Here is a 19,317-nt window from a genome sequence, read left to right on the forward strand (position 1 = left end):
TTAAAATAACTCCAATTGATCTGGTAATAGTTTGAAAGACATTCTATGGTATTTGGTCGTGCCGTATTTTCTAATTGCTTCACGATGCTCTTTGGTAGGATATCCTTTGTTTTTTTTCCAATTGTACATTGGGAATTCTTCATGAATTTTGTTCATGTATTCGTCACGATAGGTTTTAGCAAGTACTGATGCTGCAGCAATGCTCAAAAACTTGGCGTCTCCCTTTATGATACTTTGATTCGGAATAGACTTTAATAATTCGATTTCTTCTTGCGTAAATTGTTTTCCAGTAGTGTTTTTTAACCCCAGCTTTGCATTCAGCATCCTGTTACCATCGACAATAATAAATTCAGGGACTTTGTTTAATTTCAGAATGCATTCCTGCATTCCTTTCATAGAGGCATTTAGAATATTAATTTCATCTATTTCATTGGGAAACAAATGAGTTATGGCAAAAGAAATAGCCTGCTCTTCGATTATAGGTTTAAGATTTTCTCTCACTTTTTCAGATAGCTGCTTGCTGTCGTTTAATGTTTTATTCTCAAAATTAGAAGGCAAAATTACAGCTGCTGCAGTTACTGGTCCTGCTAGACAGCCACGACCAGCTTCGTCGGTCCCCGATTCTAAATTATATCCTGAATAATTGAGTTGAAGCATACTTTATTTTTGAATCACAAATATTGTAAATTTTTCTTGAAATAGCCTAAAAGGGTAATTGAAATTATCAATCACTATCAAATCAAGGCTCTGATTTCTTAGTTGTAAAATGTTAAATTTTTAACATTTTATTTTTGAGTTTTTTAGAGTCAAGTGTTAGTTGTTCTTTTTAGTATAATTATCAATACAACAATTTATGTTTGCTTTTTATAAATTATTTCTTTCTTTTATGTTTAAATAAAGTAGGAAAAATATTTTATTTTTATTTTGTAAGATTGTTATTGTCAGAAATTTTTATCATTTTTGGCAAGTTATTAACCAAAAACAATTTAACATGAGGACAAAATTTACAGTTATTTTAACATTATTTGCGACATTGACCATGCAATTTTCTTTTGCGCAAGAGAAAATTATTTCTGGAATCGTTTCAGATGGGGTGACAGGTGCAATCCCTGGGGTAAACGTTATTGTTAAAGGCACGAATACGGGTGTCCAGACAGATTTTGATGGTAAATATGCTGTTAAGGCTAAAATGGGAGATGTACTTGTATTTTCTTATATGGGAATGCAAGACATAACAGCTACAGTTGGTACTTCTTCGGTGATTAATATGAAGATGAAATCATACGATAATACACTTGATGAAGTTGTCGTTGTTGCGTATGGCAAGGCAAAAAAATCATCATATACGGGTTCGGCTACTCAAATTAAATCAGAACAATTAGAGAATAGGGCCTTAACAAATGCGCTTGCGGTTTTAGAAGGAAGCACTTCGGGAGTTCAAATTCAGAGCTCAGCTGGACAGCCTGGATCTGCACCCGAAATAAGAATACGTGGGTTTAGCTCGATTAATGGATCGAATACGCCACTGTATGTTGTTGATGGGGTTCCATTTGCGGGACAAATTAGTAGTTTAAATTCAAACGATATTGAGAGCTTAACCGTTTTAAAGGATGCATCATCTACATCACTTTATGGGTCAAAAGCAGCTAACGGCGTAATTATAATTACTACTAAGACAGGAAAGTCATCCAAAGATAAATTTTCGTTAAATCTAAGTCAGGGGATAACCTCACGATCTATTAAAGAGTATAAAAGGGTAAATGCATATGATTATTATCCTTTGGAATGGGAAGCGATAAGAAATAGCCGTCCAATGGCTACACAAACACAAATTGATGCAGCAAATTCGTATGCTTCTGCGAGAGTTCCTGTAGTTTTAGTAACAAACCCATTTAATGTTCCTAATGGTAGTATTGTTGGAACTGATGGTAAACTAAATCCTAATGCACAATTGTTATATCCTCAAGATTTAGACTGGGAAAAACAATTGGAAAGAGCAGGAGTTCGCCAAAATGTTGATTTTTCATATCAAGGAAAATCAGAAAAATCAAATTATTTTGCTTCTTTAAGCCATTTGAAAGAAGAAGGATACATTCAGAAATCAGATTTTGAAAGAACAACAGGACGTCTGAATTTAAACACAAGCTTAAAGGACTGGTTTAAAACAGGAATTAATATTGCAGGAACTTTAAGTAATTCAAATTTAGGAATTGACGGTGTAGAAAACACAAGTTCTTTTAGAAATCCATTTAGAACCATACGATATATGGGGCCAATTTATCCTGTTTTTGATCACACTGCAACTGGAGATTATGTGCTTGATCCGGCAACTGGAGATAAAGTATATTCAACTCTTCGAGGATCTGGGGCCTCTAATGGTAGAAATGTTGTTTATGAAACACTAAATAATACAGATAATATGAAAGGACTAGCACTTTCAGCTAGGACCTTTTTTGAAATAAGCTTTTTAAAAGATTTTAAGTTTACAACTAATCTTTCTATTGATAAGTCCTATTTTAATAGAAGATATTCATATAATACTTTGATTGGCGATGGTGCTCCTAGAGGATTAATGGCTAAAACAGAAGAAATATTAACAGGTGTAACTTACAATCAATTGCTTAATTATTCTAAAAAAATAGGCAAGCATAATATTTCGGCACTGGTAGGACATGAAAGTTTTGATTATGAAAGAAATTGGGCAAGTGGAACCAAGACAGGACAAGTTGTACCAGAAATCATAGAATTTATTAATTATTCTACAGTAACAAATTTAACTTCATATACAAGGAATTACGCAACAGAATCCTATTTCTCAAGAGTTGGGTATGACTATATGGATAAATATATTTTCTCAGCATCGTTGCGAAGAGATGGGTCTTCAAAATTTAAGACTAAGTGGGGAAATTTTTGGTCATTTGGAGGAGCTTGGGTAATTTCTAGAGAAAATTTCTTAAGTGACAATTCTTGGATTGATGATTTGAAGTTAAGGGCCTCAATAGGCGAAGTCGGAAATGATTCTCATATCAGTAATAGTGGCTTAAACTATTATGTAAACCGACCTACATTTAGTTTGGGATATGATAATGGAAGTGAAGGAGGCATTATTACATATGCAGCGGGGGCACCAGATTTAAAATGGGAAGTTAATACTCAAAAAGATATTGCTATAGAGTTTGGATTGTTTAAGAATAGACTTAAAGGAAGTGTAGAGTATTATAATAGAAATACGGATGGACTTATTTTTGATGTGCCAAATCCATTATCCTCAGGATTAGACTATAGAGTTGAAAACATTGGATCTATGTATAACAGAGGATTCGAAATTTCGTTAGATGGGACTATTATAAAAGCATCGGATTTTTCATGGGGAGTAAATATCAATGCTTCTACAATCAAAAATGAAATTACAAAGTTACCACAAAAAGAAATCATTGATGGTACCAAAAAACTAGCAATAGGTAGGTCGATATATGACTATTGGCTAAGAGATTGGTATGGAGTAGATCCTGCCGATGGATATGCTCTATATGTTGCTGATCCAAATCTAATGGCGACTAATGACACTACAGGAAGAGTAGTCAATGGAGTTAATGTAACTACAGATCAGAATAAAGCACTTTATCATTATGCAGGTTCAGCAATACCAGATTTATTCGGAAGTTTTGGAAATACATTTAAATACAAAGGAATCCAATTGGATGTTCTGTTCTCTTATCAAATAGGAGGTAAGATGTATGATTCAAATTATGCAGCTTTGATGCATACAGGTAGTAACTATGGATCAGCTTTAAGTACGGATATTCTTAACAGATGGCAAAAACCTGGGGATGTTACAGATGTTCCTCGTCTAGATGTAAATAGAAATACACAAGCTAGTGCTGCATCAGACAGATGGTTAATAGGGTCAGATTATCTAGCATTAAGACAGATTAATTTATCTTATAAAATACCTTCTGATTTAATATCCAAATTGGCTATTGATAACGCAACTATTTATGTTAATGGTGAAAATCTATTATTGTTTACTAAGCGTCAAGGGATGGATCCAACCCAAACCTTTAATGGAACAACTCAGAATAGATATATCCCGTCAAGAGTAATAACATTAGGCTTTAATTTAAATTTTTAACGACATGAAAACAAATTATATAAAACTGATATTTTTTATAATATCAATTGCGATGTTAGGATCGTGTTCAGATGATTTCTTAGATAAAACACCTACAGAGTATGTAGATCTTGAAGGAGCAACTAAAACAACAGAAAATTTAATGACCCTTTTAAATGGTATTCATAGATCACTATATATCAGATATGAATCCAATCAAAATGAAAGTGGTTTGGGAGGAATGATGCAACAAACTGATATTGTTGGAGAAGATATTGTTTTTCCTATAACTAACGGTTGGTTTTTGCAAGTATATAATTGGAATGCATTAAACAATGAAAATTCACAAGATGTTCGTTTCCCTTATAGAACGTATTACAGAATAATAAGAGATGCTAATACAATAATAAACGCAACAGATGCTGCTGTAGGAACAATTGCAGATAAGAATATTGTAAAAGGGCAAGCACTATTATATCGTGCTTTTAGCCATTTTCAATTAGTACAATTGTATGGGAAAAGATATGTAAATGGAGAAACTAACTCACAGTTAGGAGTTCCAATTATTTTAACGGTTGGGAATGATAATTTTCCACGTTCTACAGTAGAAGAGGTATATGGGCAAATTAATAAAGACATAGACGAAGCTAATATCCTGTTAGTAGGGTATCAGAAGTTAAATAATTCTCATTTAAATTTAAAAGTTGCGCAAGGATTAAAAGCACGTGTAGCTTTGACTCAAGGAAATTGGGATATTGCTGCAGATTATGCTAATAAAGCAAGAAGCGGAATGAGTTTAATGTCTATGGCAGATTATGGTGCTGGTTTTAATGATTTTAATAATAAAGAATGGATGTGGGGAAGCCATATTAATGAAGTGCAAACTAATTATTTTGGGAATTTTGGAGCCTATATGTCAAGAAATTATAATTCAACAGTTATACGTTCTTGTCCAAAAGCAATTAATAGTAAATTGTATGATATGATACCAGCAACAGATGTACGCTCTACTATTTTCAGTAAAGATGGCAAGCATCCCAATCTTTCGCTTGCAAAGAATTTTGATACGTTTCCATATACAAGTCAAAAATTCTTATCGATAAGTACAGGAGATAGTAGGTGTGATGTGCCTTATATGCGTGCAGCAGAAATGTATCTTATAGAAGCAGAAGCAAAAGCAAGATTAGGACAAGCTGATGCAGTTACAATTCTTTTTGAATTTGTAAAAGCAAGAAATTCAAGTTATGTTTTGTCTACTAATACAGGACAAGCTTTAGTAGATGAAATATTAGTGCAAAGACGAATAGAGTTATGGGGAGAAGGGTTTAGATTTTTTGATTTAAAGAGAACTAATTCTTCTTTAGATCGAACTGATACTAATCATGATTCAGGAATTGTAAATGGGGTTCTAGCAGTGCCACCTACAGATAAAAGATGGCAATGGCTAATTCCAAGAGCAGAAATTGATGCAAATCCTTTGATAAAACAAAACGAACTTTAAATGAATTACAAAAGCTACAACATCACCGCTGTAGCTTTTGTTTTGTTATAATTATATAGTTATTAGGTTTGTGTAATAAGGCATTTGTGGAATGTACATTATTTATGTAGTTTTACCAAGAATAGTTGAAAAGTAGAACTAGAATCATCCCTAATAAAATAGAAATATGAAGTTTAAAATGTATTTATTTGTTTCTTTATTTTTTGTTGCCTTTGTATCATTCGCACAAAAAAAATCACTTACTGTGAATGATTATGATAATTGGAAACAAATAGAAAAAGCACAGTTGTCAGAAAATGGAGCTTATTTAGTATACGAATATAATCCAGGAAATGGGGATGGCAAGCTTGTAATTGTGAATACCAAAACAAAAGCATCAGATACAATTTCTAGAGGTTATGATGCTCAAATAAACGGAAAAAGTACGTTTGTATCATTTAAGATAAAACCAGAAATAGCTGTTCGAAGAAAAGCAGAAACAAAAAAACTAAAAAAAGAAAAATTGCCTGTTGATTCTTTAGGGATCTATGTGTTTAAAACAAAAGAGGTAAAAAAATACCCAAGCCTGAAAAACTTTAGTCAGCCTGCAGAAGGAGGAGATTGGCTTGCTTATAAAACTATTTCAAAATCTGTAAAAGCGAAAGATTCAGCAGGAGTAGATAAAAAATCAAAAGCAAAAATAAAGAGTGATACTATTGTCGTGATTTATAATCCGATACTAAAAGATAGTTTGGCGTTTTTGAATATTAAAAATTTTAGTTGGTCAAAAAAGGCAGATAAATTATTACTTCATTCAGAAAAAAAGAAAGATTCTTTAATTGCATCAGCATTATTATATTTTGATGCAGGCAGCAAAAAGACAGACACTATTTTTAATTCAAAAGGGACAATAACAAAGATCGCTATTGAAGATAAGGGGGATAAACTTGGATTTTTATTCTCATCAGATACAACGAAAATTAAAAAATATCAGTTATATAAAGGAACAAAATCACTGCTGCTAGAATTAAAAGCAAACAGAATTAAGAACCTTCCAGAAAACTGGAATTATTCAGACAAAGGGAATTTGTTTTTCTCAGAAAATGGGAAAAGACTATTCTTTGGAAATACTTTATTTGAAGGAGAAAAAACTAAAGATACCTTGTTAAATAAAGAGCGTGCAACATTAGATATATGGGCATGGACAGACAAAGAATTGCAACCTGAACAAATTGTAAAAAATAAAAAAGAACAAAATAGGACCTACCAAGCTGTATATGATTTTGACTCAGATAAAGCAGTACAGTTAGCAAACAAGCTAGTTCCTGATGTTACAGTGTTAAATAATGGAGATGGTAATTTTATTTTAGGAGAAGATGAAGAATCGTATAAAAAGGCTTCTTCATGGACTGCTTTATTTGTAAAAGATTTTTATAAAATAGATCTTAATACAGGAGAACAAAAGCTATTGGTGAAAGAGCAAAATCAGATATGGTTTGGTGGCTCTCAGAAATATGCTGTTTACTATAACAGAAAGGACAGTATTTATTACTCAATTAACTTAAAAACGAATCAACAAAAACCGTTAACTAAAGGGGTAAGTGTTGCTTGGTATGATGAGCGTAATGATCAACCCAATGAGCCTTCTCCTTACGGTATTGCTGGTTGGGATGAAGGAGATAAATCAGTTTACATATATGATCGTTATGATATATGGAAATTAGATCCAGAATCAAAAATAAAACCAATAAGAATAACTAAAAACGGAAGAGAGACTAATAGGATTTATAGATATTTTCAGATAGATAATGAAGAGAAATTTATAGACACTAAAAAACAAGTGCTCTTATTAGTTTTTGAAGAAAGTACTAAAAAAGCAGGATATGTTTATTCTGATTTTAACAAAGAAAAAACGCCTACTGTTGTGATGGAAGGAGATTATTTCTTTACACCGCCTAAGAAATCAAAAAATAGTAAAACTATTTTTTATACCAAGCAAAATTACCAGCAGTATCCTGATATTTGGGTTACTACGACAGATTTTGGATCTCATGAACAATTAACGAAAGCAAATCCACAACAGAAAAACTTTAAATGGGGATCAGTAAGCCTAGTAGAGTGGAAAAATAATGATGCAGTTACTTTACAGGGATTATTATATAAGCCTGAGAATTTCGATCCTAATAAAAAATACCCGATGGTAGTGTATTTTTATGAGTTGAATTCAGATACATACCATCGTCATTATGCTCCTCAACCGAGTAGATCTACAATTAATAGAACATTGTACACGAGTAATGATTACTTTGTTTTTATTCCGGATATCATCTATAAGGAGGGTCTTCCAGGTCAGAGCGCTTATAACTGTATTGTAAGTGGTGTAGAGAATATGATAAAACAATATCCAGCTATAGATGAAAAACATGTAGCTCTTCAAGGACAAAGCTGGGGTGGGTACCAAACGGCATACCTAATAACCCAAACTAATATGTTTGCAGCAGCTATGGCAGGAGCTCCAGTTAGTAATATGACTAGTGCTTACGGGGGTATTCGATGGGAGACAGGTATAAGTAGAATGTTTCAGTATGAACATACTCAAAGTAGAATAGGAGAAACTATTTGGGGTAATTTAGATGCCTATATAAAGAACTCGCCTTTGTTTTATGCAGATAAAGTGCAAACTCCTTTATTGATGATGCATAATGACAATGACGGAGCAGTGCCATGGTACCAAGGAATTGAATATTTTTCAGCATTACGTCGTTTAGATAAGCCAGTATGGATGTTGAATTATAATGGAGAACCACATAATCTTAAAGCTGATAGTTGGGGTAATAGAAAAGATTTGTCAACACGAATGAAACAATTTTTTGATCATTATCTAAAGGGAGAAAAAGCTCCTGAATGGATGGTTAAAGGGCGTACAAATTTAGAAAAAGAGACCAATAAAGCGTACTAAATAAGTATGGATTATACTCTAAGGAGATATAATATGAGTTGTCTTTTTAACTGCTTATATGGCAAGTTAAAAGAACTTTAAATTTTAATGAATGAAAAAAAACTGTCCAAGATAACTTGGGCAGTTTTTTTTTGAAATAAACACTACTCTCTTTTTTTTAATTGATTCAGATAGCAATTATAGCTTATAAAGTTTAATTGTTTTTATGAGTTTATTCTATTATGTCGAACTAATATCTAAATTTTAACATTTTGTTTCTTGTTAAAATAATCAAGAGTGTTATTTGTCTTTTAAAATTATAAAACACCATAACCTTCTTTGTTTGTGAGTTTTGTGGCTTATTTCCTTTTTTATTGAGTCTAAAAAGTAGGAAAATATTCTTAATTGGTTTTATTTAGTTGTTATTGTAAGAAATTTTCATTTGTTTTGTTGGCTATTAATTATAAATTATTTAACATGAAAGTGAAATTTACATGGATCTTAACATTATTAGTGGCATTGACCATGCAGTTTTCTTTTGCACAAGAGAAAACTATTTCTGGAATTGTTTCAGAGGCGATAACAGGACCAATTCCTGGGGTGAATGTTAATGTTAAGGGAACAAACATTGGCGTTCAAACGGATTTTGATGGTAAATATTCTATTAAGGCAAAGCAAGGAGATGTTCTTGTGTTTTCTTATATGGGAATGCAAGATATGATGGCTAAAGTGGGTACTTCTTCTGTGATCAATATGGTAATGAAAGAAGATGGAAAAGTTTTAGATGAGGTTGTGGTAGTAGCTTTTGGGACACAAAAGAAACAAGAAATTACTGGTGCAGTTTCTAAAATTGACTCAAAAATGTTAGAAAATGCACAGGCTTCTAATGCTGTTCAATCACTAACAGGTAAGGTTGCGGGAGTTCAAATTAGTGCAAATTCTGGACAGCCTGGTGATGCTCCTCAAGTAAGATTTAGAGGTATTGGTTCTATTTCATCTTCAAATTCTCCTTTATATGTTATTGATGGTATTCCTTATAATGGTGATATAAATGCTATTGCAACTCAAGATATTGAATCTATAAGTTTTTTGAAGGATGCATCTTCAAACGCATTATATGGTAGTAGAGGGGCAAATGGAGTAATTATAGTTACTACAAAAAAAGGGCAAAAAGGTAAATTGAAAGTTACTTATGAAACTAAAATTGGAGTCAATTCAAGAGGGGTGTCTGAGTATAATATAATAAAGAACCCAGGGGATTATTATAAAGCAGTTTATAATAGAGTAAGAAATGGATTGATTTATCAAGGACAAACATTAACAGATGCGGCAAATACAGCGGCTAAAAACTTAATTAAAGGAGATAGTTATTCATTAGGATATAATAATTATAATGTACCTAATGATCAAGTCATAAATCCAGCAACTGGAGAAATAAATCCTGATGCTAAATTATTATATCATGATGACTGGTCAAAAGAATTATTTAGAGATGCTATTAGACAAGAGCATTATTTAAGCCTTTCGAGTAGTAGTGACAATCTTAGTTCTTTTCTATCATTGGGGTATTTGTCAGATGATGGTTATACTATTAACTCAAATTTTGAACGTATAACTCTTAGAGGGAATATTGATTATACAGTTTCAAATAAAATTAAAATTGGAACAAACATAAATTATGCACGTTCAAACCAAAACGCACCTATTTCCCAAGTGTCTTCTAATACCTATAGTAATTTGTTTGGCTGGGCAAGAAGTATTGCGCCAATTTATACAATATGGGAAAGAGATGCAAATGGAAAGATGTTGTATAACAAAGATGGAAGTAGAGTATATGATTTTAACAAATCTGGAAATCGTCCATATGGTTCAAACCTTAATCCTTATGCAACTACATTATTAAATACAAATTTAAGTGAAGAAAATAAATTTGGAGCAAGAGCTTACGTTTCTATTGATTTTCTGAGGGATTTTAATTTTAAATATAATTTGGGATATGACCTATTATCTGGGTATTATTTAAATACTACAACTGGGTTGGGGGGAGATGCTATGGGGGTAAATGGTAGAATTGGTACTGCTACAAAAAATGAATATACATTTACAAACCAACAATTATTATCTTGGAAAAAAAGCTATGGAGTGCATTCTTTTGATGTGCTCGTAGGTCACGAATCATCAGATTTTATATCTAAGATGTTAGTTGGGCAAAAAAGTAATATCGTAATTCCTGATTTGACAATTATAAGTAATGCGACTAAATATGGTTATTTAGATGGTTACAATGATTTATATAAAGTAGAAGGATATTTCTCTAGGTTAAATTATAATTACAAGAATAAATATTTTTTTAATGGTAGCTTTAGAAGAGATGGTTCTTCTGTATTTGCACCAGAGAATAGATGGGGCAATTTTTATGGCTACGGAGCAGCTTGGTCGATAATGAAAGAGTCATTTTTTCCTAAAACAAAATGGATTACTGATTTAAGGTTAAAAGGGAGCTATGGAGAGCAAGGTAATGATAACATATATTATCCAGTAACTTCAAGAATCAATCATCGTAACTATTTTGGTAGCGAAAGGAATTATTATGCATATCAAACACAGTATGGAATAGATCCTGATTCTGAAGGAGAAGCAGGTGTTTTAAATGTTTTTGAAGCTAATAGGAATGTTAAGTGGGAAAAATCTAAAAATTTAAATCTAGGATTTGATATTGTATTATTTGATAAAATTTCTATCGAAGCGGAATATTTTGAAAGAAATGTAAGTGATTTGATATATAATTTCCCAATACCATTATCTACAGGGACATCATTCGTTTCAAAAAATATTGGAAATATGGGGAATAAAGGGATAGAAGTAAATTTAGGAGTGGATATTATTAAAACTGAAAATATTGATTTTAATATTTGGGCAAATGGAACTCATTATAAAAATAAAGTAACCTCTTTACCAATCGCATTTACTGATGGTAGATATCGATTTGAAGTTGGTGCTCCTGCTTACTCTTATTTTTTGAGAGAATATGCAGGTGTTGATAAATCTAATGGAGATGCATTGTGGTATATGGATGAAAAAGATACTTCAGGAAATTTGACAGGAAATAAAGTAACGACGAATGTTTATGGAAATGCTACCCAATACTTAAGTAAAAAAGATGCTAACCCAGATGTTTATGGTGGTTTTGGAACTCTTTTTAGAATTAAGAATGTTACTTTCCAAGCTAGTTTTGCTTATCAATTTGGAGGTTATATGTATGATGGGGTTTATCAAGATGCAATGTATTCTGGATCAGATAATATTGGACAAAATTACCATAAAGATGTAGCTAAGGCATGGACTACAGAAAATCCTAATTCAGACATTCCAAGAATTGATCATATTTCGACTTTTCAAATGGGAACTTCTGATTATTTCTTAATTAAGTCAGATTATATAAGTCTTCAAGATGTTTCTATATCATATGATTTTAAAAATAGCAAATTGGTAGACCTAGGAATTCAATCTACAAAATTTAGTTTAATGGGATCTAATCTGGCATTATGGTCAGAAAGAAAAGGTATGGATCCAAGATTGAATAATTTAGGGTCAAGAACTAATAATGGTCAATCTTTAAATGTGTATGGAGTGATGAAGTCGATTTCATTTGGTTTAACAGTAAATTTTTAAGAATATGAAAAGAATAGTAATAATAACAGCAGTGTCTTTATTGATGTTAGTAAGTTGTGATAAAGATTTTCTGGATACAGTACCTGAATCAACAATTAACAATGATCAACTTGCGACATCTGCTTCAGCAAACCAAGCAATTGTTAATGGGATTTATACAGGATTAAGGTCTTATGGGTTAGCAATTGGAGGCAATCATGAGGATTATGGGCATAAATCGGTGCTTTCAGCAATGGATATGATGTCTAATGATATGTTAATGACTAAATCAAGTTGGTATGGCTCTTTTTATAATTATTTAGGAAGACAGCAAACAAATGTTAGGTCTAGATTAGTTTGGAATACTTATTATCCACAAATTAAATCAACAAATGTGGTTCTTGCTGCTATCCCAAGTATAACTGAAGATGATAAATTAAATGCAATTAGAGGACAGGCTTTAGCTTTAAGGGGATATTTTTATTTTATGTTGGCTCGTACATATGGACCTACTTACTTAGGTAATGAAAAAAAATTATGCGTGCCAATCTATACTGAGGTTACATTGGAAGGGAAAGCTAGGTCTACAGTTAATGAAGTGTATGAATTAATTGAAAAGGATTTGAAAGAGGCTATTGAGTTATTGACTAAATACAATCGTTCAAATAAGGATTCAGTTGATAAAACTGTTGCAGAGGCATTTTTAGCTAATGTTTACTTGGAAATGGGGAAGTATTCAGATGCTTCTAATATGGCAAATTCCGCAAGACAGTCTTATGTATTACTTAATGAACAAGAATGGATGACTGGTTTTTCTGAAACTAAATCTAAAGAAACTATGTGGGGAGCGACAATGAATTCAGCGACTAGTACATTCGTTGCAAATTTCTTTTCTCATTTTGATAATACCAATAATTCAGGTTATGCAGGTGGATTGGGAATTTATAAAAATATAGATAAAAACCTGTACAATAGTATCTCTGATACTGATTTTAGAAAGAAGGCATTTGTTGCGCCTGGAGGAGATAACCCAGTTTATCCAAGTTTACCAGAATATGCAAATATAAAATTTAGAGACCCTACGATTAATGCTGGTAGCTATATTTATTTAAGATCTTCAGAAATGTACTACATAGAAGCTGAGGCTCTTGCCAGAGCTGGAAATGAAGTATCTGCAAAAGATGTGTTATATGAGATAACAATTACTAGAGATCCTAAATATGTAAAATCTACAAATTCTGGAACTGCCTTGATAAATGAAATTATACTTCAAAAAAGGATTGAATTGTGGGGAGAAGGCTGTGCTTGGTATGATATGAAACGTTTAGGAATTGGGCTCTCAAGAGATTATATAGAATCAAATCACCCAGCTTTTGGTAAATTTAATATTCCTACTGGTGATAATAGGTTTATTCATCAAATGCCTCAAGCAGAAATGGATGCAAATCCTTTAATGGTTCAAAATCCATTATAAATTATTTTCAATCTATCTTATTAATAATAATAAAAACTGTCTAAAATATTTTGGACAGTTTTTTTATTTTATATCAGAATTATTATCAAATTTCAAGAAAAGATAAAGTTCTTTTTTTATTTGTAAGTATATTACTTTAGGTCATTTTGTTTGTAAATTTTTAGGTTTTATTTCTCCTCAAGCTGTAATTAATATCCCCTTTATAAAGGGGATATTTTTTTAGTACTCTGTTTCTTCTTGGAGTGAAATAATCAATAAATGAAGAGGGTTATGAGTGGGAAATAAAATATTTAATCATGCCATATTATATATAATGAATGCTATGTGTACTTAGTTGGTTTACAGTTGTGTATTGTGTATTCTTTTTAATTTTATTGAGATGTTAATTATGTAAGTCTTGATGAGTGCAGCAGTAGCTGTTGAGATTATAAAATTGTATTGCTTTTTGTAAGTATTTGATTGTAAAATAATTCTGTTTTTTCATGAAAATTATTTGTTAGAAGTATTCTTTGTTTTAAGTTTTGTATTCAACTTTTTGATCATCATTAAGAATATATCCGTGAATTAGTTTCAATTATAGGATTCACTCTTGTTTTCCCCGTTATTCATGCATTTAGAAGGTTAATTTTAACAGTTTTGATGAGCTGATAACGAGTAATAATTGAAGAAATTGCATGTTTTTTTTGATTTTTTTAAAAATAATTTTTTTTAGCTTTTTTCTTTCTTTTTTGATATTTTTTAATTTTCATGCTTTATAATCAATAAATGAATTAATTAATTTTTTTAATGTTAAGTGTTTGTATTGTATGTAGTTGTGTTTTATTTTTTTTAATTAAATGCTAATTATGTATATTTTTTTATTTTTTATTTTTAATAAAATGTAAGAAATTTACTTCGGTTGTGATTTTGCTTAATAAAATGTGTTTTTCTTGTTAAAAAAAATATATTCCGGTTAACTTTTGGTTAATTAACTTTTTATTAAGATGTTTGCAGAATTACTAATTCAAAATATATTAATATGAGATTAAAATTTAAATGGATTTTTACACTACTAATGTTAGCGTTATCTATGCAGTTTTCTTTTGCTCAGGAGAAAAACATTAAGGGTGTGGTTACAGACGAGTCTGGACCAATTCCTGGAGTGAATGTTGTAGTAAAAGGAACAAAAGTAAGTACACAAACAGACTTTAATGGTGTTTATTCTATTCAAGCAAAGCCAGGGGATGTTTTACAGTTTTCTTTTATGGGAATGAATGATTCTTCAGTAACTGTTGGAGCATCAAATAGTGTAAATGCAAAATTAACATCGGCTTCTCAATCACTTGATGAGGTAGTGGTGGTTGCTTACGGTAAGCAAAAAACTAAATCTATTGTAGGTTCAGTAGCAACAGTAGGTAAAGATATTTTAGAAAAACAACAAGCTACGAATGTTTTAACAGCAATTCAAGGTAGTGTTGCTGGGGTTAACATTATCTCAGCAGGAGGTCAACCAGGTGAAAGCCCAAACATACGTATTCGTGGTATTGGTTCTATCAGCTCTTCTGCAGAGCCTTTGATAATTTTAGACGGTGCACCTTTTTCAGGAAATATTAACTCTATTAGTTCTGATCAAATTGAAAGTATGAGTGTCTTAAAAGATGCATCATCTACTGCTTTGTATGGTTCTAGAGGAGCTAATGGTGTAATTATTATTACTACTAAAAGAGGTAAATTTAATACACCTGTAAGTGTACATTTAAATTCTGTAGTTGGTGTTGGTAGCAATGCTGTTAAATTGCATAAATTATTGCCAACTGATCGTTTTATGGAATTGAGCTGGGAAGCTAGACGTAATGTTAATCAATACGGAAGCGGACAAACTCCTGCAGTAGCAGGTCAAAATGCATCTAATTCATTAATATCTGCTTTAGGATATAATCCTTATAAAGCTGCTGTTCCTGTTGATGCAAATGGAAAGTTGGTTACAACTGATAAGTATTGGGATACTGATTGGGAAAAGGCTTTAATTAATAATTCAGCTATCAGAAAAGAAAACTCTATTGCAATTAATGGAGGAGGAGAAAATGCTGCATATTCATTTACAGCTAATAATTTAAATCAAGAAGGAGCTTTAGTAAACTCTAACTTTAAAAGAACTTCAATTAGAGTTAGTGTGGATACTAAAATTAATGAGTCATTAACTTCAGGTTTAAGTATTGCTTACGGAACTTCAACTCAAAACTATCCAACGCAATCAGGAAATTCTTTTCAAAGTCCAGTACAATGGATTTATAATGTTTCTTCTATCTACCCGATATATAGACATGATGCACAAGGGAATGAAATTTTTGATAACTTCGGAGGTAAACTTTATGATTACGGAACTGGATCAGGTCTTGTAAATGCTACACGTCCATTAATGAGTAATGAAAATGCTTTAGGAGCATTGTATAATTATACTATCAAAAATGATAGAGATGATGTTACAATTAACGGATATGCAGGTTATAAAATTACAAAAGATTTATCTTTCAAAACTACAATAGGATACCAAAGATATTTATTTGATAACTTCAATTATAGCTCTTCTTTATTTGGTAATGCTGCTTCAGTTGGAGGTAGAATAACACAAAATAGAGATATTACAACTTCTATAAATATTACAAATGTTTTAAGTTATAAAAAACAATTTGGAAACCATAACTTTGGTATAGATGCAATCCAAGAAGCTTATAAGCTGAAAATAGATAGAATGTATGCTCGTGGTGAAGGATTTTTAGCAGGAGTTGAAGTTAATGATGGTGCTACAAAACCAGCAGGTGTTGGTGGAAGTATTACAGAAGAACGTCTTAATAGTTATTTAGGTCGTGCTACATATAATTATGCTAATAGATATTTCCTTGAAGGATCGTATCGTACAGATGGATCATCTCGTTTTGCAAGAGATTCACGTTGGGGTAATTTCTTTTCTATAGGTGGAGCTTGGAGTATTAAAGATGAAAGCTTCTTAGTTGATAGTAAGATTGTTAGTACTTTGAAACTTAAAGGATCTTATGGAGAATTAGGAAATAATAGAGCACAGAATACAGATGGTACTGACTCATATTTCCCTTACCAACAATTATATAATTTAGGTTTTAGCGAAATTAATAATGCAGGTGTTGTATTAGGAGCTCCAGCTGACAAAAAATTAACTTGGGAGAAAACAGCTTCGTCAAATATTGGTATTGAGTTAGGATTTCTTAATGATAGATTCAAAATGGGAGCTGATTGGTATCAAAAAAAATCAATTGATTTGATTTATGCAGTTCCAGTTGCAGGTTCAACAGGTAATACAACTTATGTAACAAATGCAGGTTCTTTGAAAAACTTCGGTTTAGAGGTTTATTTAAGTTCAGTGAATGTTAAAAATGCTAATTTTACTTGGAATACTGATTTGAATTTCTCTTTTGATAGAAATGAAGTTACATCATTAACACAAGATTATATCGTTAATGGTACTAAACGTTGGGAAGTAGGTAGATCTATTTATGACTTCTGGGTTCAAGAATGGGCTGGTGTTGATCCTGCTACAGGTAGAGGGCAATGGTATAAAGATGGTGTAGATGCTAATGGTAACAGAAACACTACATTTAGTTATACAGAGGCTTCTCGTAATTATGTAGGAAAATCATCATTACCAGATGTAGTTGGAGGACTTTCAAATTATTTCAAATACAAAAACTTTGATATGAACATTTTGTTCAATTTTAGTTATGGAGCTTATGTTTATGATTCTTCTTATGCATCATTAATGACGGGATTAAAAGATCCAGGACGTCCAGGATCTGTTGATTTAGAAAACCGTTGGCAACAACCAGGAGATATTACAGATACTCCAAGATTGTACCAAGGAACTCAGGATTATGCATCTCAATCTACAAGATTTTTGTTTAAAAACAATTATATCCGTTTGAAAGCATTGAATATTGGTTATAATTTTCCAAAAGATGTAATGAATTCTATTGGAGTAAATAACGTGAGAATTTATCTACAAGGTGATAACTTGTTAACTTTCCAATCTCACAAAGGAATTGATCCTGAGCAAAGTTTTGCAGGTACAACAGATAGTAGAACATACAACCAAAGATTAGCGTCTTTAGGGTTTTCGATTGATTTTTAATAATAAATTTAGTATATGAAAAATATAGTTAGAAATATAACAGCTGCCTTTGTAATTGTAATGTGCTTAGGTAGTTGTAGCCAGGAATTTTTAGATGAGGTAAAACCTACTACTGGAGTTCCTATTGAGAGTGTTTTTGAAACCAGAACTACAGCAGAAGGAGCTCTTTCTGGGATAATGAGACGTTTTAGAACGCAATTCCCAAATGCAGCTGGTGCTACTTCTACGGATACAGGAGGAGTAAACTCATTGTTTTTTGCAAGATCGGTTAAAGGAAATGACGTAATTTCTGCAAACAACTGGTTTGGTAGTGATTATGAGAATGCAAATAGAGAACCTACTTTTCGTAGAAGTATTTTTACATGGAATTATCCTTTTTATATGATTAACCAAGTTAATAGTTTTATTAAGTCGGTTAAGGCAAGTACTTTTGAAGAAAAAGATAAAAATGAATTGTTAGGACAAGGATATGCACTACGTGCGTTTTTTTACCATCAATTAGTTTTAGAGTTTTCAAAATCGTATAGTGAGGATCAGAATTATCAAGCGCCACCTATATATAAAGAGCCTACTACAGTTGCTAAAGGAATGTCTACTGTAAAAGAAGTTTATGATTTTATGGTTGAGGATTTGACTACAGCTATTCCTTTGTTGTCTAATTCACGTCTAGGTAAGTCTTTTGTAAATAAGCAAGTTGGAAATGCAATATTAGCTCAAGTTTATCAAGTTATGGGTAAATGGGACTTGGCTGAAGCTGCTGCTCTAGCTGCATATGGTGGAGATCAAAACGCAGTTTTAGATGCAATAAATTATAATTCAGGTTTCAAAGATAACGCTAGTAAAGAGTGGTTATGGGGATCTCCTCAAGCAGCAGATCAGTCTATGTTTTATTATTTAGCTCCTCATGCTTTTTCTGATCATAGAGCAGCTGGTTATTCTTCAATATTTGTAAATTCATCGTTTGTTAATTTGTTCTCTGCTACAGATGTTAGAGGAGGAATAGGAACTGAGCCTACTAAGTTGTTTAGTATAAAAGCTACTACAATCCCAGTTACTGATTATAGATATTATGTGTCAAACAAGTTCTCGTTTGCATTTAGTTCTCATTCTCCAATCATTAGATATGCTGAGATGATTTTAATTGACGCTGAAGCTAAAGCAAGACAAGGAAAAGATGGTGCTGCAAAAACGGTATTATTTGCATTGCAAAAAAATAGAGATGTAAATGCAGTACAAAGTGCTAATACTGGTCAAGCTCTTATTGATGAAATCTTAGTTGAAAGACGTAAAGAATTATTCATGGAGAATGGTGTAGAGTGGTTTGATGCAAAACGTTTAGGAAAAGGAATACCTAGAGATGGTAACCAACGTTTAAAAGGACCTAATAATGCTGCAGGACCAGGTGTAACTTTTGATTTGCAAGCTCATGATTTAAGATTCATTATTAAAGTTCCTCAAGCAGAAATTGATTCAAACCCACTGATTGATGATGTAGTTAATACTGGAAAATAAGATTAACATA

Annotated in this window: 8 protein-coding genes; 7 read left to right on the plus strand and 1 reads right to left on the minus strand. The window is 31.8% G+C overall.

The window, feature by feature from the left end; translation table 11 throughout:
- Entirely contained in the window at window positions 1–657 is a 657-nt protein-coding gene (gene rnhB, locus LNQ49_RS17345; RefSeq protein ID WP_229990281.1) for a ribonuclease HII, read from the minus strand.
- 334 nt (window positions 658–991) lie between these two features.
- On the opposite strand from rnhB, the gene LNQ49_RS17350 reads away from it, so the two are divergent.
- From LNQ49_RS17350 to LNQ49_RS17380, 7 genes are all read left to right on the plus strand, one after another.
- Window positions 992–4,132, plus strand: coding sequence for a SusC/RagA family TonB-linked outer membrane protein (locus LNQ49_RS17350; RefSeq protein ID WP_229990282.1), 3,141 nt, complete (start codon window positions 992–994; stop codon window positions 4,130–4,132).
- A gap of 4 nt (window positions 4,133–4,136) precedes the next feature.
- The gene (locus tag LNQ49_RS17355) at window positions 4,137–5,612 is read left to right on the plus strand and encodes a RagB/SusD family nutrient uptake outer membrane protein (RefSeq protein WP_229990283.1); all 1,476 of its coding nucleotides are present in this window, start codon (window positions 4,137–4,139) and stop codon (window positions 5,610–5,612) included.
- Window positions 5,613–5,778: 166 nt separating this feature from the next.
- A complete protein-coding gene (locus LNQ49_RS17360) occupies window positions 5,779–8,550 on the plus strand; it encodes an alpha/beta hydrolase family protein (RefSeq protein WP_229990284.1) in 2,772 nt (923 codons plus the stop codon).
- Window positions 8,551–9,006: 456 nt separating this feature from the next.
- Entirely contained in the window at window positions 9,007–12,201 is a 3,195-nt protein-coding gene (locus LNQ49_RS17365) for a SusC/RagA family TonB-linked outer membrane protein (RefSeq protein ID WP_229990285.1), read from the plus strand.
- A gap of 4 nt (window positions 12,202–12,205) precedes the next feature.
- A complete protein-coding gene (locus LNQ49_RS17370) occupies window positions 12,206–13,654 on the plus strand; it encodes a RagB/SusD family nutrient uptake outer membrane protein (protein ID WP_229990286.1) in 1,449 nt (482 codons plus the stop codon).
- A 1,018-nt stretch (window positions 13,655–14,672) separates the two neighbouring features.
- Window positions 14,673–17,795, plus strand: coding sequence for a SusC/RagA family TonB-linked outer membrane protein (locus LNQ49_RS17375; protein WP_229990287.1), 3,123 nt, complete (start codon window positions 14,673–14,675; stop codon window positions 17,793–17,795).
- A 15-nt stretch (window positions 17,796–17,810) separates the two neighbouring features.
- Entirely contained in the window at window positions 17,811–19,307 is a 1,497-nt protein-coding gene (locus LNQ49_RS17380; protein WP_229990288.1) for a RagB/SusD family nutrient uptake outer membrane protein, read from the plus strand.
- Window positions 19,308–19,317 lie beyond the last annotated feature (10 nt).

Source organism: Flavobacterium pisciphilum (assembly GCF_020905345.1).
GTDB lineage: Bacteria > Bacteroidota > Bacteroidia > Flavobacteriales > Flavobacteriaceae > Flavobacterium > Flavobacterium pisciphilum.